This window comes from Nocardia sp. Root136 (genome assembly GCF_001427185.1).
In the GTDB taxonomy this organism is placed as follows: domain Bacteria; phylum Actinomycetota; class Actinomycetes; order Mycobacteriales; family Mycobacteriaceae; genus Nocardia; species Nocardia salmonicida.
This window is the reverse complement of the sequence record NZ_LMFE01000013.1, coordinates 199,375-224,027: the sequence shown is the minus strand read 5'-3', so window position 1 is coordinate 224,027 and position 24,653 is coordinate 199,375. Positions and strand designations below refer to the sequence as shown.

23 protein-coding genes are annotated in these 24,653 nt (G+C 67.3%); 12 read left to right on the top strand and 11 right to left on the bottom strand.

What is annotated here, in order from left to right; genetic code table 11:
- Positions 1-7 precede the first annotated feature (7 nt).
- Entirely contained in the window at positions 8-1,285 is a 1,278-nt protein-coding gene (locus ASD42_RS31755; RefSeq protein ID WP_056823877.1) for an ABC transporter substrate-binding protein, read from the bottom strand.
- 197 nt (positions 1,286-1,482) lie between these two features.
- On the opposite strand from ASD42_RS31755, the gene ASD42_RS31750 reads away from it, so the two are divergent.
- Together ASD42_RS31750 and ASD42_RS31745 are read left to right on the top strand one after the other, a co-directional pair.
- The gene (locus tag ASD42_RS31750) at positions 1,483-2,283 is read left to right on the top strand and encodes a DUF2786 domain-containing protein (protein WP_056824192.1); all 801 of its coding nucleotides are present in this window, start codon (positions 1,483-1,485) and stop codon (positions 2,281-2,283) included.
- A gap of 84 nt (positions 2,284-2,367) precedes the next feature.
- On the top strand, positions 2,368-2,898 hold the full coding sequence (locus ASD42_RS31745) for a TIGR04338 family metallohydrolase (protein ID WP_056823874.1): 531 nt from the start codon (positions 2,368-2,370) through the stop codon (positions 2,896-2,898).
- On the opposite strand, the gene ASD42_RS31740 is transcribed toward ASD42_RS31745, so the two are convergent.
- Both ASD42_RS31740 and ASD42_RS31735 read right to left on the bottom strand, forming a co-directional pair.
- Complete coding sequence (locus ASD42_RS31740; RefSeq protein WP_235569906.1) at positions 2,895-3,860, bottom strand: o-succinylbenzoate synthase; 966 nt, start codon at positions 3,858-3,860, stop codon at positions 2,895-2,897. The two genes, ASD42_RS31745 and ASD42_RS31740, sit on opposite strands and share 4 nt — an antisense overlap.
- Before the next feature lie 80 nt (positions 3,861-3,940).
- Positions 3,941-5,110: a thiolase family protein gene (locus ASD42_RS31735; RefSeq protein ID WP_056823868.1), complete on the bottom strand. Its 1,170-nt coding sequence runs from the start codon at positions 5,108-5,110 to the stop codon at positions 3,941-3,943.
- An 84-nt stretch (positions 5,111-5,194) separates the two neighbouring features.
- Between ASD42_RS31735 and ASD42_RS31730 the strand changes: the two genes are divergently transcribed.
- The gene (locus tag ASD42_RS31730; protein WP_056823865.1) at positions 5,195-5,725 is read left to right on the top strand and encodes a winged helix-turn-helix transcriptional regulator; all 531 of its coding nucleotides are present in this window, start codon (positions 5,195-5,197) and stop codon (positions 5,723-5,725) included.
- Here ASD42_RS31730 and ASD42_RS31725 read toward each other — a convergent pair.
- Both ASD42_RS31725 and ASD42_RS31720 read right to left on the bottom strand, forming a co-directional pair.
- Positions 5,722-6,369 (bottom strand): NADPH-dependent F420 reductase, encoded by a 648-nt coding sequence (locus ASD42_RS31725; protein WP_056824188.1) that lies wholly within the window; start codon positions 6,367-6,369, stop codon positions 5,722-5,724. The genes ASD42_RS31730 and ASD42_RS31725 overlap by 4 nt on opposite strands.
- Positions 6,370-6,516: 147 nt before the next feature.
- Complete coding sequence (locus tag ASD42_RS31720; protein WP_056823862.1) at positions 6,517-7,596, bottom strand: ABC transporter ATP-binding protein; 1,080 nt, start codon at positions 7,594-7,596, stop codon at positions 6,517-6,519.
- 136 nt (positions 7,597-7,732) lie between these two features.
- Between ASD42_RS31720 and ASD42_RS31715 the strand changes: the two genes are divergently transcribed.
- The 5 genes from ASD42_RS31715 to ASD42_RS31695 all read left to right on the top strand — a co-directional run bounded on the left by ASD42_RS31715 (position 7,733) and on the right by ASD42_RS31695 (position 12,842).
- Entirely contained in the window at positions 7,733-8,527 is a 795-nt protein-coding gene (locus ASD42_RS31715; RefSeq protein ID WP_056823859.1) for an LLM class F420-dependent oxidoreductase, read from the top strand.
- A 114-nt stretch (positions 8,528-8,641) separates the two neighbouring features.
- Positions 8,642-10,423 (top strand): ABC transporter substrate-binding protein/permease, encoded by a 1,782-nt coding sequence (locus tag ASD42_RS31710; RefSeq protein WP_056823856.1) that lies wholly within the window; start codon positions 8,642-8,644, stop codon positions 10,421-10,423.
- A 76-nt stretch (positions 10,424-10,499) separates the two neighbouring features.
- Entirely contained in the window at positions 10,500-11,225 is a 726-nt protein-coding gene (locus ASD42_RS31705; protein ID WP_056823853.1) for an amino acid ABC transporter ATP-binding protein, read from the top strand.
- Positions 11,226-11,336: 111 nt separating this feature from the next.
- Positions 11,337-11,633: a hypothetical protein gene (locus tag ASD42_RS31700; protein WP_056823850.1), complete on the top strand. Its 297-nt coding sequence runs from the start codon at positions 11,337-11,339 to the stop codon at positions 11,631-11,633.
- 141 nt (positions 11,634-11,774) lie between these two features.
- Positions 11,775-12,842: an alpha/beta hydrolase gene (locus ASD42_RS31695; protein ID WP_056823848.1), complete on the top strand. Its 1,068-nt coding sequence runs from the start codon at positions 11,775-11,777 to the stop codon at positions 12,840-12,842.
- A gap of 11 nt (positions 12,843-12,853) precedes the next feature.
- Here ASD42_RS31695 and ASD42_RS31690 read toward each other — a convergent pair whose 3' ends face one another.
- The 4 genes from ASD42_RS31690 to ASD42_RS31675 are packed head-to-tail and all read right to left on the bottom strand — an operon-like array spanning position 12,854 to position 17,968.
- A complete protein-coding gene (locus tag ASD42_RS31690) occupies positions 12,854-14,071 on the bottom strand; it encodes a CHAT domain-containing protein (RefSeq protein WP_056823845.1) in 1,218 nt (405 codons plus the stop codon).
- A gap of 35 nt (positions 14,072-14,106) precedes the next feature.
- Complete coding sequence (locus ASD42_RS31685; RefSeq protein ID WP_056823842.1) at positions 14,107-15,621, bottom strand: tetratricopeptide repeat protein; 1,515 nt, start codon at positions 15,619-15,621, stop codon at positions 14,107-14,109.
- The gene (locus ASD42_RS31680) at positions 15,621-16,652 is read right to left on the bottom strand and encodes a hypothetical protein (RefSeq protein WP_056823839.1); all 1,032 of its coding nucleotides are present in this window, start codon (positions 16,650-16,652) and stop codon (positions 15,621-15,623) included. Before ASD42_RS31680 ends, ASD42_RS31685 begins: the two co-directional genes overlap by 1 nt.
- A complete protein-coding gene (locus ASD42_RS31675; protein ID WP_056823837.1) occupies positions 16,652-17,968 on the bottom strand; it encodes a hypothetical protein in 1,317 nt (438 codons plus the stop codon). Before ASD42_RS31675 ends, ASD42_RS31680 begins: the two co-directional genes overlap by 1 nt.
- Positions 17,969-18,125: 157 nt before the next feature.
- On the opposite strand from ASD42_RS31675, the gene ASD42_RS31670 reads away from it, so the two are divergent.
- The 3 genes from ASD42_RS31670 (at position 18,126) to ASD42_RS31660 (ending at position 21,694) form a co-directional block, all read left to right on the top strand.
- Positions 18,126-18,641 carry a lipoprotein LpqH gene (locus ASD42_RS31670; protein ID WP_056823834.1) on the top strand — a complete coding sequence of 172 codons (516 nt, stop codon included), beginning with the start codon at positions 18,126-18,128 and terminating at the stop codon, positions 18,639-18,641.
- A 38-nt stretch (positions 18,642-18,679) separates the two neighbouring features.
- Positions 18,680-19,480, top strand: a complete 801-nt coding sequence (locus tag ASD42_RS31665) for a hypothetical protein (protein ID WP_056823831.1) — start codon at positions 18,680-18,682, stop codon at positions 19,478-19,480.
- A gap of 156 nt (positions 19,481-19,636) precedes the next feature.
- A complete protein-coding gene (locus ASD42_RS31660; RefSeq protein WP_056823829.1) occupies positions 19,637-21,694 on the top strand; it encodes a PhoX family protein in 2,058 nt (685 codons plus the stop codon).
- Positions 21,695-21,754: 60 nt separating this feature from the next.
- Here the strand turns inward: ASD42_RS31660 and ASD42_RS31655 are convergent, their stop codons facing one another.
- Positions 21,755-22,489 (bottom strand): glycoside hydrolase family 25 protein, encoded by a 735-nt coding sequence (locus tag ASD42_RS31655; RefSeq protein ID WP_056823826.1) that lies wholly within the window; start codon positions 22,487-22,489, stop codon positions 21,755-21,757.
- A gap of 132 nt (positions 22,490-22,621) precedes the next feature.
- Between ASD42_RS31655 and ASD42_RS31650 the strand changes: the two genes are divergently transcribed.
- Positions 22,622-23,308, top strand: a complete 687-nt coding sequence (locus ASD42_RS31650; RefSeq protein WP_056823823.1) for a pentapeptide repeat-containing protein — start codon at positions 22,622-22,624, stop codon at positions 23,306-23,308.
- Here ASD42_RS31650 and ggh read toward each other — a convergent pair.
- Complete coding sequence (gene ggh / locus ASD42_RS31645; protein ID WP_056823820.1) at positions 23,305-24,645, bottom strand: glucosylglycerate hydrolase; 1,341 nt, start codon at positions 24,643-24,645, stop codon at positions 23,305-23,307. The genes ASD42_RS31650 and ggh overlap by 4 nt on opposite strands.
- Between the last annotated feature and the right edge of the window lie 8 nt (positions 24,646-24,653).

The following is a 24,653-nucleotide window of genomic DNA, read 5'->3' as shown; positions in this document are numbered from 1 at the left end:
CGTACCGCTACGAACCGGCGGTCTCGATGCCCTTTTGCATGCCGGCGACTGCGTCGTCGACGGACTTCGTGCCGTTGAGGGCAGCATAGGCGTTGTCCTGGATGGCCTTCGACACCGCGGGATAGAACGGGGTCACCGGACGCGGCACCGCGCTGGCGATAGATTCCTTCAGCGTGGGCAGGTACGGCATCTTCGCGATCAGGGCCGGGTCGTCGTAGAGCGAGGAGCGCACCGAGGGCAGCGAGCCCGAGGCGATGATCTGCTGCGCCTCTTCACTGATCAGGTAGCGAACGAAGTCGGCGGCGGTGGCCTTGTTCTTGGAGAACGCGCTGATCGCGGCGTTGTAGCCACCGAGGGTGGAGGCGCCGACGCCGGTGTTGCCCGGCAGCGGGGCGACGCCGAACTTGTCCTTCACCGCGGAGCCCTCGGCGGATGCCTGGGCGAAGAGGTAGGGCCAGTTGCGCAGGAACAGCAGCTTGCCCGACTCGAACGCGCTGGCGCTCTCGCCTTCCTTGAAGGTGATGGCTTCCTTGGGGATGTCACCGTTCTTGTAGGCGTCGACGAGGACCTTCAGGCCCGCCTTCGACTCCGGGCTGTTCACGGTGGGGGTCTTGCCGTCGGCGCCGACGAAGCTGCCGCCGAAGGCGTTGATGACCTCGGAGGTGTTCACGGTCAGGCCCTCGTAGGGGGCGAGCTGGCCGGCGTAGCAGCCGATGTTGTTGTCGCGGGCCACCTGGCACTGGCCGAGCATCTCGGTCCAGGTCTTGGGCGGGTTGGGCACCAGATCCTTGCGGTAGTACAGCAGGCCGCCGTTGGTGTTCTTCGGCGCCGCGTACAGCTTGCCGTTGTAGGTGGCGCTGGCCACGGTCGGCGCGAGCAGCGGCGCGGTGTCGATCGCGAAGCTGTCCTCGAGGGGCTGGATCCAGCCCTTGGCCGCGAACTCGGCGGTGTTCGGCACGTCGAGGGCGACCACGTCGTAGCCGTCCTGCTTGGCGCGGAAGTGCTCGGCGAGGTCGTCGTGCTGCTGGGTGCCGTCGGCGGACTGCTCCTTGAACGTCACCTGCTCGTTCGGATGCGCGGCGTTCCAGCGGTCGATGAGCTGCTTGACCACACCGGTTTCGGTGGTGTCCTTGCCTTCGACGTAGGTGATCGGGCCGCGGCCCGTCAGGTTCTGGTCGAGTGCGTTGCCACCGTCGTCACTGGAGCAACCACTGGCGAACGTTGCGGTGAGCAACGCGATCGAGGCAGCAGCCATCGTCGCTCTGGGGACAAACTTCAAGGCCATCGCAGACACTCCAGGGTCAAGACGTGAGCAGCAGCACACCGTGCGGTGCAACAGGCAACATACATGGTGAGCGGTCCCCGCGTCCGATCGTCCTGGTCTTCGGCTTACTTCCCGGTCAGTTCGCCTACGATTCGCTGTCGGTGCCGTGCCCTACCCTCGACACCGTGACCAGTCCACCGCCGTCGACGCCCGATCGGATGCTTACCCGCATCGGTGGTTTGCTGCGTAAAGCCGAGTCCACCGACAATGCTCACGAGGCCGAAGCCTTCCTCGCCGCGGCCCAACGGCTGGCGACGAAATCCTCGATCGATCTGGCCGTGGCGCGCTCGCATGTGGCCTCGCGTGAGCGCAGGTCGGTCCCTGTTCAGCGGATTGTTCCGATCGGCGAACCGGGCCGAAAGGGCCTACGGACCTACGTCCAGCTGTTCGTCGCGATCGCGGGCGCCAACGACGTTCGCTGCGATGTCGCCCGTACCTCCGCCCAGGTCTACGCCTACGGCTTCGCCGCCGACATCGACACCTGCGAAGCGCTCTACGCGAGCCTGCTCATCCAGATGGTCCGAGCGTCGGACCACTACATCAAATCCGGCTCCTACCGCGAGGCGACGGTCAGCAAGATCGTCACCGAGAAGCGCCTCGGTCGTACCGTGCGCCGCAAAGTGGAGGTCCCGGTGGCAGGCGTCACCGCCCGCCTGAACTTCCAGATGGCCTTCGCCGCCCGGATCGGCGCCCGCCTGGCCGAGGTGAAGGCTGAGGTCGTCGCCGAGGCATCGGTCGTGGAATCGACCGGAACCGCCCTGGCCCTGCGCGACAAAGAGGTCGCACTCACCGATTTCTACACGACCACCTCCGAGGCACGCGGAACATGGCGAGGTCCGCAAACCTCCACCGGTCACTCCGCGGCGGCCCGGCGCGCAGGCGACCGCGCCGGTCGTACCGCCCGGCTCGGCGTCTCACCGGAACTCCCCGCCGCACGCGGAAAGCTGTCGGGCCGATGAGACCGACCGGACTGGCAGCACTCGATCGAGCCGTCGGCGTCCTGTTCGGCGGTGCGTTCCCGGTGGGGAGCGGCGGGCAGGGCTGTGTCGCCTGGTAGTTCGGAACGGCCGCAGCGCGACAGTCAGCGCGCCAAGGTCTACGACGGTGAGCAGTTGGTGCGTGGGGTCTTCGATCGTGCCGACGAGTTCGGGCATCGGACGGTCGATGTCTACGGCTCGCAACTGACCTTGCCGGTGGAGCGGCGCTTCGCCTCTGTGGAGTCGGTGCAGAGTTATGCCGACAAGGTGCTGGCGCTGAATTGGGTTCGCGCGAAATGGGAGCGGGCCGCGGTATCGATCAGGGTCCGCGCCCGTGGTGGTGCCGCGGCTGCGCACTACGAGCCGGAGACCGCCGTCCTCGCCGTCCCGCTGTACACCGGTTCCACCGCATGGGCGCTTCGCGAATTGGTGGTCCTGCACGAACTCGCCCACCACCTGTCGCCCGATTCGGCGGCAGCACCGCACGGGCCCGAATTCTGTAGCCGCTATGTCGAATTGGTCGACGGTGTGATCGGCCCGGAGGCCGCCTTGCTGATTCGAACTACGTTGACCGGTTGCGGTGTTCGTTTCGGCTAACCGCGCTCGAGCAGTGCGCTGACTCGCTCGTAGCGCCGCAGCCACCAGTCGACCCGCTCGGGATCGGGATGTCGGTACTTGTCCAGCAACGCGGGGTCGGGCTCCGGCGGCGAAGTCGGGACCGGCAACCAGCCGTCGACCGGCAGCAACGACTCCGCCACGAGATCACCTTCGAACAGTGCGAGCGTGCCGAGACCACAGGCGAATTCGAGCTCCGGCAGCGCGCCCGCCAACGCCAGCTGCGCCGCCAAGCCGACGCTGGTCTCGAGCGCCGACGAGACCACAGTCGGCAGCCCGGCCGCCCCGGCGACCGCCAACGCTCGTCGTACCCCACCCAACGGCGTGCACTTGAGCACCGCCACATCAGCGGCCCCCGCCACCGCCACCCGCATCGGATCCTCGGCCCGCCGAATCGACTCGTCCGCCGCGATCGGCACCGAAACGCGGCGGCGTACCTCGGCCAATTCCGCTACGGTCCGGCACGGCTGTTCTACGTATTCCAAACCCCCGGCGGCCTTATCGATCTCCCCGATATGCCGAACAGCGGTCTCCACGTCCCACACCGCGTTCGCGTCGACCCGCACAGCCCCGGATTCCCCGATCGCCTTCCGCACCGCCGCCACCCGAGCCACATCCTCGGCCAGCGAGTCGGGATGATCCGCCACCTTCACTTTCGCGGTCGCACAACCGGATTCCCGAACAATCCGACCTGCCCGCTCAGCATCAACTGCGGGCACAGTGCAATTCACGGGAATGCGATCGCGCACCGGCGCCGGCCACCCCACTGTCACCTGCTCGACAGCGGTAGCCAACCACCCGGCCGCTTCTCGATCGTCGTACTCGGGAAACGCGCAGAATTCCCCCCAGCCCAACTCCCCGCGAATCAACATCCCCTCGCGCACGGTGATCCCCCGAAACCGTGTCCGCAACGGAATCGCATAGACAAAAAGGTCGGCGCTCACCGGACCGATCGTAGAGGTTGCGGCCCGGCCTGAGGCCCGAGCCGGACGGCGGCGCTCGCGGTGAGCGCCGCCATCGCGCCTCACAACCGTTCGATGATGGTGGCGTTGGCCAGACCACCCGCTTCGCACATGGTCTGCAATCCGTAGCGCGCCCCACGCTGCCGCATCGCGTGCACCAGCGTCGTCATCAACCGCGCCCCGGAAGCGCCGAGCGGATGCCCGAGCGCGATCGCCCCGCCGTTGACGTTGACCCGGCTCATATCCACACCGGTCTCCTTCGCCCACGCCAGCACAACCGGCGAAAACGCCTCGTTGATCTCGAACAGGTCGATGTCGGCGATCTCCAGACCCGCCCGCCGCAGCACCTTCTCGGTGGCCGGGATGACCGCGGTGAGCATCAGCAACGGGTCGTCGCCCGCGACGGAGAAGCTGTGGAGCCGGGCCAACGGCCGCAGCCCGAGTTGCTCGGCACGCTCGCCGGACATGATCAGCACCGCGGAACTTCCGTCGCTGACCTGGCTGGCCGAGGCGGCGGTGATCTCCCAGCCGATCTGCGGGAACCGCGCCGCCATCGCGGGGTCGTAGTAGGCGGGCTTCAGTTTCGCGAGGGTGTCGATGGTGCTGCCGACCCTGATTCCCTCGTCGGCGTTCAATCCGTTGATCGGCGCGAGTTCATCGGCGAAGAGTCCGTCTTTGGTTGCCCGAGCGGCCTTTTCATGACTGCCGAGGGCGAATTCGTCGAGCTGGGTTCGCGTCAGGCCCCACTTCGCGGCAATGAGCTCGGCGCTGATTCCCTGCGGGACGAGATCCTCGGGATAGCGCTGCGCGAAGGCGATGCCGGACAGATCGGTGGCGCCGAGCACGCTGGCGCCCATGGGAACTCGTCCCATCGATTCCACGCCCGCCGCCACGACGATGTCATAGGCCCCTGCGATAACCCCCTGTGCCGCGAAGTGGATCGCCTGCTGGCTGCTGCCGCACTGCCGGTCCACCGTCGTGGCGGGCACAGATTCCGGATACCCGGCGGCCAGTGCGGCCCGCCGGGTCATGTTCGCCCCCTGTTCGCCGACCTGGGTGACGATGCCGCCGATCACATCGTCGATCAGCACCGGATCGATCCCGCTGCGCTCGACCACCGCGCGCAGGCTGTGCGCCAGCAGATCAACAGGATGAACGTCGTGAAGTGCGCCGTTCGGCTTACCCCGCCCGATCGGGGTGCGTACCGCTTCTACGATGACCGCGTCTCGCATGGGAGTCCTCTTTCGACAACGCTGGCTCTATCTAACAATAGTCAGCGTAGCTGCTAACTATCATCGACTCAAGTCAGATTCGCTATGATGTCCCTCATGGCAGCCGTGATGGAAGGACCCCTGGCCGATCTCAGCAAATGGGACACGGCGGGCTGTTCCATCGCCAGGGCCATGGACCTCATCGGCACCCGCTCCGCGATGCTCATCCTGCGCGAGGCCTACTACGGCACCCGCCGCTTCGACGGCTTCGCCCGCCGCGTCGGCATCACCGACGCCGCCGCCGCGGGCCAACTCCGCAAACTCACCGCCGCCGGCCTCCTGGAAAAACGCCCCTACCAGGAAGAAGGCAAGCGGACCCGGCACGAGTACGTCCTCACCCAGATGGGCCGAGACCTACTCCCCGCGGTAGTGGCCCTCTGGCAATGGGGCGACGCCTACCTCCAGCCCGGCCCCGCGCCGTTACATCGGGTGGACGTCGAGACCGGCGAACCGGTCCGCGTCGATCTCCGCACCGCCGACGGCACCGAAATCCCCCTCGAACGCCTGGCGGTCCGGGTCAATGAGGACTATCTCCGAGACCGCGCCGAGCGCCGGAAGAAGAAGTCCGACGACTAGGCGCTGAACACGCCGATGGTCACGTCTTCGGTGCCGAGGGCTTGGAACAGGCTGACCCACAGCAGGACGACCGGTTCGGTGCTGCGGGCGGTGTTCAGGGCGCCGAGGTCGACCAGCTGCTCGTCGGCCCAGCCGAAGGAGTTCAGCAACTTCGCCACCTCTTTCTTGGCGTCTGCGTCGTCGCCGCTGAGGAAGATGGTGTGCTGTCCGGGAATTCGGGTCGGGTCGACCATCACCTGATTGTTGGTGGTGTTGAGCGTCTTCACCACGCGGGTGGTGGGGAAGGCCTGCTGGATTTCCTCGGCGACGCTGCCCGCTTCGGGGACGACGAGTTTCGGCGGAAAGCCCTGTGAGAAGTCGAGTGCGTTGGAGACGTCGACAATGATCTTGCCCGCGAGGTTGTCCGCGCCCGCCGCGGTGAGGGCGGCCACCGAGACCGTGCCCGACGTGGCGTTCACGATCAGCTCGGCAGCGCCCGCCGCATCGGCGAAAGTGCCGTGTGTTCCCCCGGTTTCGGCGGCCCAGGCTGCCGCGTCGGCATTGTCGGCGGTTCGCGACCCCATCGTCACCGTGTGCCCGACCTCGACGAGCTTGCTCGCCAGCCGTCGACCCACCTGGCCGGTGCCGAGTACTGCTATGCGCATGTCACTACCTCGTGTCGGCAAACCTGCCCGGCGATCACCGGCGGCGAGCATCAGCATAGGGCCGGACCAGGCCTCGAGCCGAGCATCTAAGCGCACAGCGCAATCGGGCGCGGGCGACTCGATCGACGAGCCGCCCGCGCATCCGAATCAGCGCAGGCGGCGGCCGTCGACGCTGAAGAAGTACACGTGCTCGGAGTCGGTGGTGAGGCGGAGGCGATCGCCCCTGCGCGGCGGGTTGCGCCAATCCACGCGCGCCACAATGGTTTCGCCGGTCTGGCCGTTGATGCCGGTGGACAGGGCGCGGCCGTACACGTACGCGTCGGAGCCGAGTTCCTCCACCACGTCGACCTCCATCTCGAGGCCGCCGTCGCCCACCTCGAGGTGTTCGGGGCGGATGCCGAGCACCACGAAACCCTCACCCGCGTCGGACACCGCACGCGGCACCCGGACGGGATACCCACCGATGGTGACGGTTCCGTTCTCGACGGGCAGCGTGAACAGGTTCATCGCGGGCGAACCCATGAACCCGGCCACGAACATGTTCGCCGGATCGCGGTAGAGGTCGCGCGGCGATGCGCACTGCTGGAGCAGGCCGTCCTTGAGGACAGCGACCCGGTCGCCCATCGTCATCGCCTCGACCTGGTCGTGGGTGACGTAGACCGTGGTGGTCCCGAGCCGCCGCTGCAACTGCGCGATCTGGGTACGGGTCTGCACGCGCAGCTTGGCATCGAGGTTCGACAGCGGCTCGTCCATCAGGAACACCCGCGGCTGCCGCACGATCGCGCGCCCCATCGCCACGCGCTGCCGCTGCCCGCCCGACAGCGCCTTCGGCTTGCGGTCGAGGTACTGCTCGAGGTCGAGGAGCTTGGCCGCCTCGAGCACCCGCTCGTCACGCTCGGCCTTGGACACCTTGGCCAGTTTCAGCGCGAAGCCCATGTTCTCCGCGACCGACATGTGCGGGTAGAGCGCGTAGTTCTGGAACACCATCGCGATATCGCGATCCTTGGGTTCGGCGTTGGTCACGTCTTTGTCGCCGATCCGGATGCACCCGCCGTTGACCTCTTCGAGGCCGGCCAGCATCCGCAGCGAGGTCGATTTGCCACACCCGGAGGGTCCGACGAGTACCAGGAATTCGCCATCGGCGATCTCCAGGTCGAGTGCGTCGACCGCGGGTTTGGTGGCGCCGGCGTAGAGCCGGGTAGCGCGGTCGAAAGTCACGGTAGCCATGCGTAGATCAACATCCCATCCCGGCAGGAACGTGCCGGACGATCCGAGTAGTGGGTCGCTGGGGATCGTAGCGGCCCACAACGGCGCCGGGTAGCCTCGGTCGCGGAGCCAACCGAGCTATCGAGGAGCCAACGATATGAGTCGTCCGGTCCGTATCGGAGTCCAGCTTCAACCGCAGCACGCGCCCGATTACGGACTCATCCGTGACGCGGTGTTGCGGGCAGAGGACGCCGGGGTCGACATCGTCTTCAACTGGGACCACTTCTATCCGCTCACCGGCGACCCGGCGGGCGCGCATTTCGAATGCTGGACGATGCTCGGCGCGTGGGCGGAGCAGACCGAGCGGGTCGAGCTCGGCGCGCTGGTCACCGGCGGCGGCTACCGCAATCCCGACCTGCTCGCCGATATGGCGCGCACGGTCGACAACATCAGCGGCGGCAGGCTGATCCTCGGCATCGGCGCGGGCTGGTTCGAGCGTGACTACGACGAGTACGGCTACGAGTTCGGCACGCCGGGTAGCAGGCTGAACTTGTTGAAGGACAGCATGTCTCGCCTCACGTCCCGGCTGGCGAAGCTGAACCCGCCGCCGGTGCGGGAGCTCCCGATTCTCATCGGCGGTGGTGGGGAGCGCAAGACGCTGCGCCTGGTCGCCGAGTACGCCGACATCTGGCACTCCTTCGCCGACGTGTCGACGCTGGCGCACAAGAACAAGGTGCTGGCAGAGCATGCGGCGGCGGTCGGCACCGACGAGTCGCGGATCGAGCGCTCGGTGCAGTGGCAGGGCCGCGACAACGCGAAGGCGCTGCACGACGCGGGTGTGACTCTGTTCACCGTGGGCGTCTCCGGTCCCGCATACGACCTGACCGAAGTGCGGCGCGCGATCGAATGGCGCGATGAGGTGAACCCCGAGGTGCTCGAAGGTCTCGCCTGAATCCGGCGCGGTGCCCCGGTGTAGCCGCCGCAGTGCCACGTCGCACGGTCGACGGCGGATACGCCTCGCGTGCGTAACCCTCGGTATGCAAGGTTGCGGCTAGGGTCTAACGGCATGGCAGGTGTACGAACTCGGGCGCGGATCGCTGCCCTCTTGCTCCTCGTCGGCGTCGCGGCGACCGGGTGCGGTGGCTCGGACACCAGCACCGCGAGCGATCTGTGTTCCCCACCGGGGCCATCGGCGGCCGCCGCCGCGCCCACCAACTTGGCCGCGGGCGAGACCGCGGGCGCCGATCGCTACACCACCGCGACAACGGCGCCGGTCGACTCGATCGACACCACGAAACTCGGCCTGCTCAATCCGGGCACCCTGAGCGTCGGCACCTTGTCCGACGCCCCGCCGAGCATCTGCGTCAACAGCGAGGGCGACTTCACCGGCTTCGACAACGAACTCCTCACCGCGATCGCCGAGAAACTCGGTTTGCGCGTGGAGTTCTCCGGCACCGAGTTCGCCGGCCTGCTCGCCCAGGTGTCGGGCAAGCGCTTCGATGTGGGCTCGTCCAACATCACCACCACTGATGCCCGCCGCGAACTCGTCGGCTTCACCAACGGCTACGACTTCGGCTACTTCTCCCTTGTCGTTCCGCAGGGCAGCGCGGTGAAGGGCTTCGGCGATCTGAACCAGAGCTCGCGCATCGCGGTGGTGCAGGGCACCGTGCAGGACGAATTCGTGGTGAACCAGCTGAAGCTGGATCCGGTGAAGTTCCCCGACTACAACACCGCCTACGCGAATCTGAAGTCCGGCCAGGTCGACGCCTGGGTGGCGCCGTCGGCCCAGGCCGAGGGCGCGATCAAGCCCGGCGACGGAATGGTGATCTCACAGAACACCTTCAGCTTCGACAACTTCGTCGGCTACGCGGTGGCGAAGGGCAACCAGCCGCTGATCGACGCGCTCAACTCCGGCCTCGACGCGGTGATCGCCGACGGTACCTACGCCCGCCTCTACGCCGACTGGGTGCCACGCGAACTCCCGCCTGGCTGGAAGCCCGGTTCGAAAGCCGCACCCACACCCCAACTTCCGGACTTCAAGGCGCTCGCGGCCGAGAACCAGCCGGGCGAGACCGAACAGGTCGCGCAGAAATCGACCCTGCAGCAGTTGAAGGACACCTTCTTCGACTGGTCGTTGTACCGCAAGGCTTTTCCCGACCTGATCAAGGTCGGCCTGCCGAATACCCTGATCCTGGCCTTGGTTTCGGGTGTCCTCGGCACCGTGATCGGCATGCTGCTCGCGGTGATGGGCATCTCCCGCACCCGCTGGTTGCGCTGGCCAGCCCGCGTCTACACCGACATCTTCCGCGGCCTGCCCGCCGTGGTGATCATCTTGCTGATCGGCCTCGGCGTCGGCCCGGTGGTCCGCAATATCACCGGCGGCAACCCGTACTGGCTCGGCGCGGTGGCGCTGGCCCTGCTCTCGTCGGCCTATATCGGTGAGATCTTCCGCTCGGGTATCCAGTCGGTGGAGCCCGGTCAGCTCGAGGCCGCGCGCGCCATCGGCTTCGGGTACCGGCAGTCGATGACGCTGGTGGTGATCCCGCAGGGTGTGCGCCGGGTGCTGCCCGCGCTGATGAACCAGTTCATCGCGCTGATCAAGGACTCGTCGCTGATCTACTTCCTCGGCCTGCTCGCCTCCCAGCGCGAGCTGTTCGCCGTCGGCCGCGACCTCAACGCCCAGACCGGCAACCTGTCCCCGCTGGTCGCCGCGGGCCTGATGTATCTGGTGCTCACCATCCCGCTCACCCACCTGGTCAACTACATCGACCAGCGCATGCGCACCGGCAAACCCACCCCCGCCGACCCGATCGAGCAGGCGGTCATCACAGAAGGGCGAGGCGCATGAGCGAGCGTAGCGAGCGGCGGACCAGCACAGCCGCATATGCGGTCATGGCGGAACCGAGCGCCAGCGAGGTGGAGGCATGAGCGCATCGTTGACCGGCACCGGGCTCAACCTGACGCTCGGCAACAACCACATCCTGCGCGGTGTCGACATCCACGTCGAGGCAGGCCACGCCACCACCGTCATCGGCCCGTCCGGCTCCGGCAAATCGACCCTGCTGCGGGTGCTCAACCGCCTGCACGAGCCCGATTCCGGCGACGTGCTCCTCGACGGTAAGTCGGTGCTGAAGGACAACCCCGACAAGCTGCGTCAGCGCATCGGCATGGTCTTCCAGCAGTTCAACCTGTTCCCCCACAAGACCGTCGCCGACAACATCGTCCTCGGCCCCCGCAAACTGCGCGGCCTGTCCGCCGACGAGGCCCGCGCGCTGGCGATCGAACAGCTCGAGATCGTCGGCTTGGCCGACAAGGCCGACGCCCGGCCCGCGTCGCTGTCGGGCGGTCAGCAGCAGCGCGTCGCCATCGCCCGCGCGCTGGCCATGAAACCGGAGCTGATGTTCTTCGACGAGGCCACCTCCGCGCTCGACCCGGAGCTGGTCAAGGGCGTGCTCGCACTGATGGCCGACCTCGCCTCGGGCGGTATGTCGATGATCGTGGTGACCCACGAGATGGGGTTCGCGCGCGAGGTCTCCGACAGCGTCGTGTTCATGGATCAGGGCGTCGTCGTGGAGACCGGCACCCCAGACGCTCTGTTCGACGACGCCGAGACCCCACGCCTGCGTCGCTTCCTCGATCAGGTCCTCTGACCAGGTTCGGGGGGTCGCAGCAACCCATGCGCAACTGCTAATGTCGGAAGTGCTTCAGCTCCATTCGATCAGTACCGGACCGAGTTCCGGGAAACCGGAAAGAGAGAGCCGATGACCACCACGCACGCCGAACATCCGCAGCACACCCACGTCCACGGGCCCACCTGCGGCCACGTCGCCGTTCCGCACGAGGACCACGTCGACTACGTCCACGACGGCCATTTGCACCGCGAACACGAGGGCCACTTCGACGAGTGCGAGACCTCAGCACACGTCGAGCACACCGCCCACACCCACGAGCACGGCCCCGGCTGCGGGCACGTCGCCGTGCCGCACGGCGACCACGTCGACTACATCCATGACGGCCACCGCCACGCTGCTCACGCGGACCACTACGACGACCACTGACCACCAGGCCCCGACCCCACCTCAGGTGGGGTCGGCAGCCCGTAATACCTCTGGCTCGACGATCGATCGGTTCCCCGGATACTGTCTGTGCCTGCGGCCTGCGTCATGCCTGCCGATTCATGGATGGGGAATTCTCGGCCGATGGGCAAAACAATCAGGCGCACAATGGCTTTCGGTGTCGTCGGCAGTGTGCTGGCCGCGTGTGCCGCTACCTTCGGCGCGGGCAACGGCCTGGCCGACGGCCGCGATCCGATCGTCGAATCCAAGAAACTCCTCGCGACGCCGACTACTGCCAACGGCTCGAACATCATCTCGAGTAGGGTCGATGACCGAAATCTGACCATGCTGGTCTTCTCCGCCGCGATGAACAAAGCCATCACCGTGAAGGTGCAGCGGCCTGAGGACGCCTCCGTGCCGCGCCCGGCGCTCTACCTCCTCAACGGCGCAGGCGGCGGCGAGGACCGCGCGACCTGGTGGCAGAACACCGATGTCGGCGACTTCCTCGCGACCAAGGACGTCAATGTGGTGATGCCGATCGGCGGCGCCTGGGCGTACTACACCGACTGGCAGCGTGACGACCCCGCGCTGGGTCGCAACAAATGGCGCACCTTCCTCCTCGATGAACTCCCGCCCCTGGTCGACGCGGCGCTGGGCACCAACGGCGTCAACGCCATCGCCGCCAACTCGATGACCGCCACGGCCGTTCTGCAATTGGCGGAGGCCAGGCCGGGCTTCTATCAGTCCGTCGCCGGCTACAGCGGCTGCGCGCAGATCGCCGACCCGATCGGCAAGCAGTTCACCAAGCTGGTCGTGGAGACCTACGGTGGCGGCGATGTCACCAATATGTACGGTGCCGACGACGACCCGGCCTGGGCCGCCAACGATCCCGTCGTCCATGCCGAGAAGTTGCGCGGCACACGGCTGTTCGTCTCGGACGCCTCCGGTCTGCCCGGCCCGCACGACCGCGTCGACGACCCGTACATGATGAATCCGACGCCGGTCGGCCTGGCCAATCAGGTCGTCGTCGGCGGCATCATCGAGGCGGCGGTCAACTGGTGCACCCGCAATCTCGAGTCCCGGCTGGACGAGTTGGGGATTCCCGCGACCTTCGATCGTCAATCGAGCGGCACGCACTCCTGGGGCTACTGGCGTGATGCCTTCTATCGGTCGTGGCCGGTTCTCGCCGCGGGCCTGGGACTGCCCGAATAGTCGTACGCGAGTCAGCCGGTGACGGTGGCGAAGGCGGCCCAGAGCAGCGGTGAGTTCTCGGGCGTCGGTGCGTCACGCCAGGCGGCCAGTCGCGACCTTTGCCAGGTCAGCAGGGTGGGGACGGGTGTGGGTGAATCGTGGGCGGTGTCCACGGCGCAGATGGCGGATTGCAAGGGGTAGGTCGTGGTGGGGGTGAGCGTGTGGAAGGCGTGGTCGGTGGGCAGGGGCCAGCGGGTGGCCGTCACCAGTTCCGCGCCTGCTGCCAGGGCCGCGGTGGTGAGGCCGAGGGCCTCGGTGAAGCGCAGGTCGCCGCCGCTTTCGCAGGCGATCAGGGCTACCCGGCTCGGCATCGGCCAGAGGTCGCGGCCGGGGATCGGGTGCGAGTCGAGCGAATGGGTGCCGAGTAGGAGGTCTTTCGCCGAGAGGGGGCGGTGGGTGCGGTTCGTCGCCGCGAAGCCGCGCGTATCGGCGGTGCAGCTGAGGTGCAGTTCGGCGTGTTCGCTCTGCCCGGATTCCGGTGCGGGGGCGGTGACATGGCCGACGTAGACGAGTCGGCTCGCACCGGCCCGGAGAACTTCGGAGAGCCAGTCACGGTCGGTGTCGGCGCGGCGGAACAGCTCTACGGGATCGTCGGCACGGGGCACGACGCGATTGCCGTACCGGCCGAAATGCCGGGCCACCAGGGTTTCCGGGCTCGGTCGACCGAGTACCGATCCGAGCTCTGAGTCGGCACGGAATCCGGGCACCCGAGGATCGAGCACCGCGACGACGGGCAGATCGTGAGTGTCATTCCAGCGGTGCACGATTCGTTGCGGCGCATGAACCACCGACACCGGCGCGAGCAGGCTCACATCGGCGATATCGAGCAGCCGGAGCGCGGGATCGGGAGCGATGAGCTCCCACGGAACCTGTGCCAGTCGTGGCGAAGGCTGAATCCGCAGATGCGGCCGAACCCCGCGCTGCGAGAGTTCGTAGAGCTGCACAGCCAATCCATAGGGCAACAGGGTGCGCGACAATGCTTGCGCCAGTGCGGTTTCCGCGGCGGGATCGACCAGCGCGCCCTCGGTCATCACCCGCCGCAGATCCTCGGGCCGGGTGGGATCGGGCACCGCCTGGGTCAGCAGCCGCAGCGCCTCGCGGACCTGGTCGCGGGGCAGTGTGGCGACCCCGCGTGCGAGCGCGTCGTCGACCCATCGCCACGACACGTAGACATCGCCCGCGTCAGCCATCCTGATGAGCGCGGTCGGGGATGGAGGTAGTGCGTTCACAGCGCGAGTACCCGCTGGTCGCGGACCGAACGGCCGTAGCGGTGTTCGGCGTAGGTGATGAAGTCCGCCAGCACTATTCGATCACCGTCGGTGAGCCGAGGGGGGAGTGCGACGGGGATTCCCGCCGCTGCCGCCACGTCGGCGAGCGCGGCGCCGAGTTGCAGTGCGGGAGTGGTTACCTGCTCGGCGGCCGCCGGCTCGAGCAGCTCGAAATCGAGGGTAGGCGTCTCGGAGTCCTTGTAGGAGTTCAGGTCGAGAGTTGTTCCCGCGCACTGGGTGTCGATCAAATCGCTGACCAGTTGGCCGTTGCCGGAGAGGGCGGCGCAGCGGAAGGCAAGGCGCATGGCCGGTTCGGCGACGGTGCGGTGCCAGTGCTCACGCTGGTTGCCGTTGGGAAGGGTGTGGCGGACGGCGTCGATGGCGAGGGCGGCGGGGACCGCCAGCGACACCGCGCGGCCCAAAAGTTCCGGATCAGGTTGTGGCGCTCGCTCGATCGAGGCATGGAGGAGTTCAGCGTGCCAGTAGTCGAGTTGAGCGCAGTGCATCCCGAGCCCGTGGGCGGCGTAGACCGAGAACGACGCGTCGAGCAGCTCCTCGACGAGCGCGAGATCGCCTTCCGCGCAGGCGAGGGTGGCGAGTCGCAGTCGAACATCCGCCGCGTCCACCACCGCACCGGCGGCGTCGAACCCATCCAGTGCGCGCTCGTAATGCGCACGTGCCGTAGCGAAGTCGTTTCGACGTTCGGCGAGAAAGCCCATCGTCTTGGCCCCGATCCCGGACCAATGGCCCAACCCGCCCGCCTCGAAGAACTTCTGACTGGCCCGCAACGGCTCCTCGGCCTCGTCGAATTGCCCCGCACGTATCAGCATGGTGGCCAGATTCTGCTGCGACTCGGCGACCGAGGCGTCCTCACCCGCCGCGGCGAAAGCGGCCACTCCCTGCCGGGCGAAGTCGATGGCCAGTTCCCATCGCCCGGTCTCGAACGAGCAGGCGGCCAGGTTCATCAACGGGTGCCCGGCCATCTCGGGCGCGAAACGTTCTGTCACCCCGAGAGATTCGGTGGCCAACTCACCCGCGCGCGCCCACTGCTGCCGGTGCAACGCCACCGCTGTCAGCGACAGCAGGCACGTCACCCGCAACAGTCCCTGATCGGTGCTGTCGGCGAGCAGCGTCCGCGCTTCCTCGAGCACATCCTGTGCGGCATCGAACTCGCCCAGATGCTGGAAAGCCTGCGACAGGTTCACCAACGCGGCAGGTCGCTGATGCGCGGCGTCCTCGGGCATTTCGGCGAGTGCCGTCCGGAAGAGCACCACCGACCGCCGGTGATCGCCGAGCTCATCGGCCATACTCGCGGCATTGATCAGGGCCGCACTCCGCAACCGCGGCGCCGCACCCTCGGCCGCTTTCTCGAACATCTCCAGTGCCGCGACCACATCGCCACGTTGATAGGCCGCATACCCCGCGGTGAGCTGTGCGTCGTCGCGATCCGAGGTTCTACCCGTGGCTGCCATCAGAAGTCCTCGTCTGTCTCGGCGGCCGCTGTTTCGGCGGTCAGGCGTCGGTCGGAGGTGTGTTCGGTGAGCCGTGCTCGGACGAATCGGCGAATCCGATCCCGAACGGCCGACTCGTCTTCCGGCTGATCGACCGGACCGACACCGGGCACGAAAACGGTGATCTCCGGCGATTTTTCAGGTGTGCCGGGGAGCGTGGCCGAGCCCGTCCAGGCATCACCCCGCAGCTGCAAGGGCATCTCCATGTCGGTCGAGGGCAGCTGCGCTCGCACCCGGGCGTACGGCCGAAGATATTCGGGAACGAGTTGTCTACAGTCCGGCGCGGCAACCACGTTGACCTGCACCGTCGATACCCCGGCCGTCCGGGACACCTGCCACGACACAGCCTGCTCACCCGCGTCCAGAATGCCGGGCGGGCACAGTCGCCAATCCCATCCGCCGCTGCCGCGCGCGACGATCAGCCCTTCGGACGAATCGGAGCCACCGGCCGCCAGGGCGTAATCCTCCGCACGGCCGCTGATCGACGCTGCGCTGTCGTCGGAGGTCTGCGCCGCGCCGAGCTCTTGCTCACGGAACAGCTCGTCGGCGTCTCCGTCGATCACCATCTCGCATGTCGCGGTGAGCGACTCGATCTCCTCGACCAGCAGCCGTTGATCCAAGGCTGGTATCCCGTCGACAGTCGACGCGGGCCACCACCGACTTGCCCAGTGCGCATAGGCGAGTCGCCGTAGGGCCGCCGCCGACTCCCCCCGAGCGGGCACGGCTGTCACCGCACGGGGACGGTTGTCCGAGACGGCCAAGGCGACTTCCTCGCCGTATACCGCCCACACCCATTCCTGCGCCGCCTCGACGTCGTCGAGCACAGCGGCGGGTACCACGTCGCTGTCGAACAGGCGCCAACTCAGATGTCCCCCGAGCACTTCGAGGACCAGCACATCGAGCCCCGGCGCGGCATCGGTGACCAGGGGAGCCCCGTCCGGAGCGATCACGAGCAGGCCGGGCTCCGCATGGCGAAGATGGACGACGGTCATCAGCTGGCCCTCGCTTCCCTGTCGGCCACGCTGTCGGCGGTCAGCGCCTGTTTGACCCGGGTGCGGTGGTCCAGGATCACCGACCGGGCGACGCCGTCGAGCAGATCCCACAGCTCACCGGGATCGAACACCGGCATCTCGCGCACATCCCGACCGTGCAACCGCACCCACAACCTGCGCGAATACGGCCGCCACGGCGTACGCAGCTCGGCGGCCACCGCCGCGAGCGGCCCTGTCTGTCCATCGACCACATGCACCGCGTACCGACGTGCCTGCAACACATACCCTTCGCGGCGCCAGCGACCGTTGACCACCTCGTGCGCACGCGACGACGGCACTCGCCGGTGGAATTCTTCGGCGGCCGTCCCGATCGGTGAGAGACCGAGCGCCAGTTCGGAACCCGCCGCCGCGGCGACCCGCAGGGATTCCTCGAGCAATCCCCACGGGGAACAGCTCCGCGAGATCTCCCGCGTCACCAGTTCCGGAATCTCGGGCAGATCGGTCCGATCGATGCTGCCCTGCAACACCGTGAAGACTCGTTCGTAGACGGTCCGGTCGAAGGGCAGACCGAGGCTCGCGGTCGACGCGGACGCGCCGAGCTCGGGTCGCTGTGGGCTGGAAAACGTGGTGAGCCCCAGGTCGTCGGCACCCGATTCGGGATGCTCGAGCCACAGGGCGATCCCGCGGTGGGTGCCCGCGCGGTTGTCGAGGAGGTCGTCGAACAGGGGACCGGCGTCGGCCGGATCGCCGGAGTGGGCGAGCGTGCAGGCTTCGAGCAGCTCGGTCAATTCCGCTGCCAGGTCGCGGGCCGCGTAGGGGGCGAGCGGGCGTCGCGCCCAGGCGATACCCAGCAGTTCCGCCAGCTCGGCGGCTCGACGAGGCTCGGTGACATGGCGTTTGAGGGCTGCGGTGGTGCGCCCGCCGGTGCTGTCGTGGACTTCCCGCAGCGTCGCCTCGGCCCGCGCGTGCCCGCTGTCGCCCTCCGGCGCACCGGCTACGGTCGCCAGCTCGAAACAGCGCTGGAAGTAGAGGTCCTGTGCGTTGCCCTCGGTGATCCGCAGCCGACGCCGCACCTGCTTCAGCACGACGAACCACGCCGCGCAGGCCCGAAGCGCATCGGACTGCGCGTGCACCAGGGCAGTGAGCAGCGCGATCCCGTCCTCGTCGAGCACGCTCGACGCCAACACCGGATGCTGCATCGGCCGAAGCACCAGCGGATCCAGAATCAACTTCACCGTCCGGCGCAGCGGTCCGCCATCGGCCCCACTCAACGCGTCGACACCATCGATCTCTCGCCACACCTCATCGAGCACCATGGCGCGCGGTCTCCGCATCCGACCAGGTTATAGGTATTTTCGGCGACCGGCGCGGCGGTTACCGAGCACGAAAGTTGGGATCGGTAGGCGGGAAAAGATTTCTACCTTTCTCTCAACGGGTTACCAACCCGCTCACACCGAGAGAAACGGAAACACCATGAACACCAAGCTGATCGCCACCCTCGCCGCTTCCGCCGCCGCCACCGCGCTGTTCGTCACCGGCTGCAGCGACGATGCGGGCACCACCTCCCCGAGCACCGCCGGATCGGCTGCCCCGGCCCCGGCCGCGGGCAAATCCACCGCCACTGTCGACGGCAAGGAATTCACCGCGAAGTTCGACACGACCTGCGCCAAGCAGGGTGGCACCCTCGCGCTGGCGCTCACCGACACGGCCAATGCCACCTACGGCAGCCTCTCGGTCAGCGCGTCGGTCGAAGGCGAGAAGGTCCAGGCGGTCGCCATCGGTGGTAGCCAGGGCGGCGCCAACGGCCTGCCCTACGCCGTGGGCTACGGCAACGGCCAGCCCGGCGGTTCCGCGACCCTGGCCAAGGACGGCAACACCTACCGCATCACCGGCGAGGGCATCAGCGCCGACATGACCAACCCGCTGGCAGGCCCGTCGACGGTGAAGTTCGACATCACCTTCGCCTGCTCCACCATCGTCGGCGCCTGATCCCTCGCGACCCGGTCGCATCCATTCAAGGAGAAATCATGAAATCCAAGCTGCGTGCGGCCGCGGTCGCCTTCGGAATCCTGGCCATCGGCTACTACCTCTTCTACGGCCTCACCTACACCCCCGACGAATTCACCGGTGCGATGCTCGGCTGGGTCGGTCCCCAGATGGCCCTGCCGATCATCGCGCTCACCATCGTCCCGATCGTCTTCGCCTTCACCGGCGACGGCATTCTCGAAGCCTTCACCGGTCGCAACAGCAGCGAGTTCCGCGACGCCGCGGTCGGCATCGGCACCATCACCTCGTTCCGCCAGACCGGTGTCTCGGTGAACGACCAACCACAGGTCAAGATCGCTTTCCGGGTCGAGGGGTCCGACGGAAAGGTCTTCGACTCGCACGCCAAGATGATCGTGCCGCTCACCGAACTGGCCCTGCTGCAACCGGGCGTGGTCCTGCCGGTCCGGTACCTGCCGGGCCGCACCGACAAGGTCGAGGTCGACCGCTCCGGCGACAACGGCGCCGCCCAGCGCGCGATGAACGAATCCCTCATCCGCAAGGGCATCACCACTCGCGGCAAGCTCGACATCGCCGATCGCGGCATCGCCGCCCAGGCGGTGGTTCGCAGCCTCGACGTGCCCGGCCGGATCCGCGGCGGCTACACCGAGATCGCCCTCGGCCTGGTGGTCACCCGCCCCGACGGCACCACCTTCGAGACCCGCGCAGAGAAGTACCTGCCGCCCACCGCGGTCGGGCACGTACAGGTCGGCCGGATCGTGCAGGTGCACTACCTGCCCGGCAACGAGCAAGAGGTGGTGATCTCCCTTCCGATCAACGCCTGATGACAACTCCCTTCGCACTCGGTGCGCGCTGCGGCTGATCCCTTCGTGATCGGTCACAGCGCGCGCCGAGTTTTGGTCGTCCGTTCATCTTCGCGTTCCCGATGGCTCGCTTGGGCTGCTTACGGTGCCCGGAGTCCGTTCTACTCAGGAGTCACCGTGAGTCCGAAACCGCTCGCCCTGTTCGTCAAGCACGACGGTCAGTCGGCACGCGCCGCCCTGACCTGTGAATACAAGTGTGGCAATGCCTGCTTCCACGAGCCTCCGAACACCTCAGCGGGTGCCTACTTCGGTGACATCGTCAGCGGCCTCAACCGCCGTGGCCTGATCAAGGGCGGCGCGGCCGCGGTGCTGGCCGTCGGTGCGGCGAGCGCGCTGGCCGCCTGCGGTGACGACTCCGACGCCGCGAAGACCCCGGCCCCGACTCCGGCCGGAACACCCGGTACCGGAACGGCTTTCACGGCCGTGGCGCCGAACAAGGAAGACGCGCTGACCATTCCGGAAGGCTACGACCAGCAGGTCGTGATCCGCTGGGGTGACCCGATCTTCGCCGACGCTCCCGCGTTCGACTTCGACAAGCAGACCGTCGCCGCGCAGCTGAAGCAGTTCGGGTACAACAACGACTTCGCCGCCCTGCTGCCGATCGAGGGCCAGGCCAACAGCTACCTGCTCGTGGTCAATCACGAGTACACCACCGGCCCGATGATGTTCCGCGGCTACGACAAGGCCAAGCCGACCGACGAGCAGATCGCGATCACCAAGGCCGCGCACGGCATGGCCGTGGTCGAGGTCAAGGGCGAAGCGGGCTCCGGCAAGCTGACTCCGGCCTTCGGTAAGTACAACCGCCGCATCACCGCCGACACCGAGTTCCTTCTCACCGGGCCCGCCGCGGGCAGCGCGTTCACCGTTACCAGCGCGGACCCCTCCGGCACCAAGGTGCTCGGCACCTTCGCCAACTGTGCGGGCGGTGTGACCCCTTGGGGCACAGTTCTTTCCGGTGAGGAGAACTTCAACGGCTACTTCGCGAACGGCGACCTGGCTTCCGACCCGCAGGGTCGGGTCAAGCGCTACGGCTTCGCCAAGGGCGGCACCCCGAACCAGTGGGAGCGCACCGACAAGCGCTTCGATCTGAGCAAGGAACCCAACGAGGCCAACCGTTTCGGTTACGTCGTCGAGGTCAACCCGTGGGATGCCTCGTCCACGCCGATCAAGCACTCCGCGATGGGTCGCCTCAAGCACGAGGGCGCGTCGATCTACGTCACCGATTCCGGTGACGTCGTCTCCTACACCGGCGACGACGAGAAGTTCGACTACATGTACAAGTTCGTGTCCTCGCGCAAGATCCAGTCCGGCACCGGCGCTTCCGCGATGCGACACAACCTGACCATCCTCGACGCGGGCACCCTCTACGTCGCCAAGCTCACCGGCGACCACGCCGCCGAGATCGATGGCTCCGGCAAGGTCCCCACCGGTGGCTTCACCGGCAAGGGCCAGTGGATCCCGATCCTGGAGACCGGCGACGACGGCAAGGGCAAGTCCCTGGTCGACGGCATGACCGCCGCCGAGGTGGCGGTGTTCACCCGTCTGGCCGGCGACAAGGTGGGCGCCACCAAGATGGACCGCCCCGAGGACTTCGAGGCCAACCCGTTCACCGGCAAGGTCTACGTGGCGCTGACCAACAACGACAACCGCGCCAAGGACGACAAGCCGGGCGTCGACGAGGCCAACCCGCGCAAGCTGAACAAGAACGGCCAGGTTCTCGAGCTCACCGACAACCACACCGGCACCGACTTCACCTGGTCGCTGCTGCTGGTCTGCGGTGACCCCGCCGCCGCCGACACCTATTTCGCCGGTTTCGACAAGACCAAGGTCAGTCCGATCTCCTGCCCGGACAACCTGGCCTTCGACCCGTACGGCAACCTGTGGATCTCCACCGACGGCAACGCCCTCAAGACCAACGACGGCCTGTTCTCGGTGATCCTCGACGGCCCCAACCGCGGCGAGACCAAGCAGTTCCTCACCGTCCCCAAGGGCGCGGAGACCTGCGGCCCGATCGTCACCGAATCCCACGTCATCGTCTCGGTCCAGCACCCCGGCGAAGCCGATGACGCCACCCCCGACAACCCGCAGTCCCACTGGCCCGACGGCGGCACCTCGCAGCCCCGTCCCGCCGTAGCGGTCGTCTGGAAGAAGAACGGCGGACGAATCGGCATCTAGCCGACCCCCGATCCGCTGACGAAACCGCTACTCGGCTGGGCGAGTAGCGGTTTTGTCATGTCAACTGCTGCCGAACAAACCGGACATGTTGGCGAAGCGGGCGAAATCGCCATGGGCGGCGTTGAAACGGTTGACGTCGGTGCCGCCATGGATGCCGGGCACGACGCCACGGTCGGTGGTCTGCCAGAACGTCCAGGTGGGCCAGTTGCCGGGGACTTCGGGCTGGTCGTTGCCGCTGTAGTCGGCGATCCAGAGGGGATACCTGGTGAAGGCGCTGGTGTCGGCCATCGCGGTCTTCCAGAAGTTCGGATACGTGTAGATGATCGGGGTGCGGCCGGTGAGGGTCTGCACAGTGTTGAGGTAGCGGTGGGTCCAGTCGATGAGGGCGGCGGGAGCCAGGCCGCCGGAGGTTTCCAGATCGAGGACCGGCGGGAGATCGAGGGGGCCGTTCTGGCCGAGGACCGTCGCCGCGTACATCGCGGCCTGCGGTTCGGGCGGCAGTTCGGGACGGGCGAAATGGTAGGTGCCGCGCGCTACACCGGCGGTTCGCATCAGAATGCTGTCCTGCACGAAGTACGGGTTGAAGTAGTGCAGACCCTCGGTGGCCTTCACCATCGCGAACTGGTGTCCGGCCGCGCGCACCGCGTGCCAGTCGATCATCCGGCCGTCCACATGCTGCCAGGACGACACGTCCGGCCCGCTGGGCTCCGCCTGCGCGGTGGCGGGAAGCACGCAGGCCAGGGCGACGAGCGCAACACAACCACGAACCGTCGAACTCCAGCGCTTGGTGTCCATGGCCGTCGACCGTAGTGGCTTGTTGCTCGTGTGACCAGTGGTGTTGGTGGGTGTCTGTGAATAGTTACGACAAAGCCTGTCGGCCCGTGCCCGTATCTTGGTGCGGACATCGTCTGACAGGGAGTGGTGGGCATGGCGCGCAAGCGTGAGGTGCGGTTCGAACCGGCGGTCGCGAAGCCGGGGGCGTTGCGACTCGCGGTCTCGCCCGGCGACGATCCGACCGACGAACTGACCGTCACCGACGTCGAATATCGCGACGCGGATTTCGCCGAGAGCCACGTTTCCGGCATGAGCGTCGAGGCCTGCCTGTTCGACAGCGTGCGATTTCCGAGCACCCTGCGCCACAGCACCATCGCCGAATCCACCCTGCGGGTCTGCGATCTGGCCAACGTGCAGGCCGACGACTCCTCGCTGATCGAGTCCCTGATCGAGCACGGTCGCCTCACCGGATTGTCCTGGACCGCAGGCGTTCTCCGCGACGTAATGATCGACTCCACCCGCGCCGATCTGTCCTCGTTCGCCCAATCCCGCATGCGCACAGTAGTTTTTCGCGACTGCGACCTTCGTCAAGCCGACTTCCAGAGCGTCGAGTTCCGAAATGTGCGCTTCGAGCGCTGCAATCTCGTCGGCGCCCGCTTCGCCGGCGCGCGCATCCAGCAGAACCTCCGCTTCGAAGACTGCGACCTCACCGGCATCTACGGCATCACCGCGCTGCGCGGCGCCACCATCAACGGCGGCGACCCGGAAGGGCTGGCATCAACTCTGGCGCGCGAACTCGGCATCGTTGTCGAATGGCACACCGCTATCGCTGAGAACTAGCCCAACCAGTCGAGAACCGAAGCGGCAGTCCAGGATTGCTGCATACTGCCCAGCGGCGCACCGGTGAACGGCTCGTAGTACTCGGCGAAGCTGCCGTCGCTGGCCTGCCGCAGTCCTTCGGCCCGGAGCATGTAGGAGCGCTCGGCCCAGCCTCGGCGGGCGAAGGCCCAGGAGAATAACCAGCTCATGACCGGCCAGACGGGACCACGCCAGTACTCGCGGGGACGGAAGTCCTTGGATACGGGGGAGGTCGACGGTGGCAGGGCGTAGCGCAGGTCGGGGTGCCCGCAGAAGCGAGGGCCCTCGAAGGTATTGAGCAGGGCACGCTCGGCGTGGCGGGACAGGCCGCCCGAGATCAGCGGCGCGAACATGGCGAGGGTCTCGGTGCTGATCCAGCGCTGCAAGCGGGAATCGTAATCCCTTGCCGCGCCGGTGCGTTCGTCGGTGGTGGCGACCACGCCCTTGCGGAAACGTTCGGCCCAGCCGTGCAGTTCGCGGACGTCGGCGTGCGGTTGCTTGTACTCCTCGCCGATATCGGCCAGCACCTCGCAGGCCAGCGCGAAGATCGCGGAGACGAACACGTCTTCCACGGCGAAACTCATCACCGAGGTGAGCTGGAAATCGTCGTAGTTCGCGCGCCGCATCTGCTCGACCAGCCACAGGTAGCGGTCGTATTCGCGGTCGCTGGGGCGCTGGGTCGGGTCGGAGACGATCGAGGTGTCCGCGCGCCGATACGGCGGAAGGTCCTTCCCCGGAACAACATTGGCGTAGGCGCGGTCCCAGCGCGGGGAGTTGTCCATGCCGGATTCCCAGCCGTGGTACAGCGTGATCCGCCCGGTTTCCTTGGGGTCGCGGGCGTGTGCGAGCCAGCGGTGCCAGCGCACCAGATCCGGCCAGCGGCGGTTCAGGAATTCCTCGGCCACGGCGCGGGTGGAGCGGCCGTGCCTGCGGGAATGGTCGAGGATGCGCTGCACGGCGATGGCGTGCACCGGCGGCTGTGTGATGCCGGAGGTGTCGGGGCCGTCGGGCGCGTTCGTCGCCAGCTTGCGACATTCCCACCGCGCGGGCCCGGGGAAATACCCGTCCACACCGTTGGCGAAGACGATGTGCGGGATCATCCCGTTCTTCCACTGCGCCGACAGCAGCGTGTCGAGTTCGACCACGGCCCGCTCCACGCTCAACGGAGCCAGCCCCACCGCGACGAACGCCGCGTCCCAGCTCCACATGTGTGGGTAGAGACGGGGCGCGGCGCTGGTCATCGTGCCCAGGTCGTTGCCGCGCAGGAGGTAGGCGGCGCGGGCCGCGAGCTGCGTCGAGGTGAAACCTGGGTCGGTCATCTGTCTAT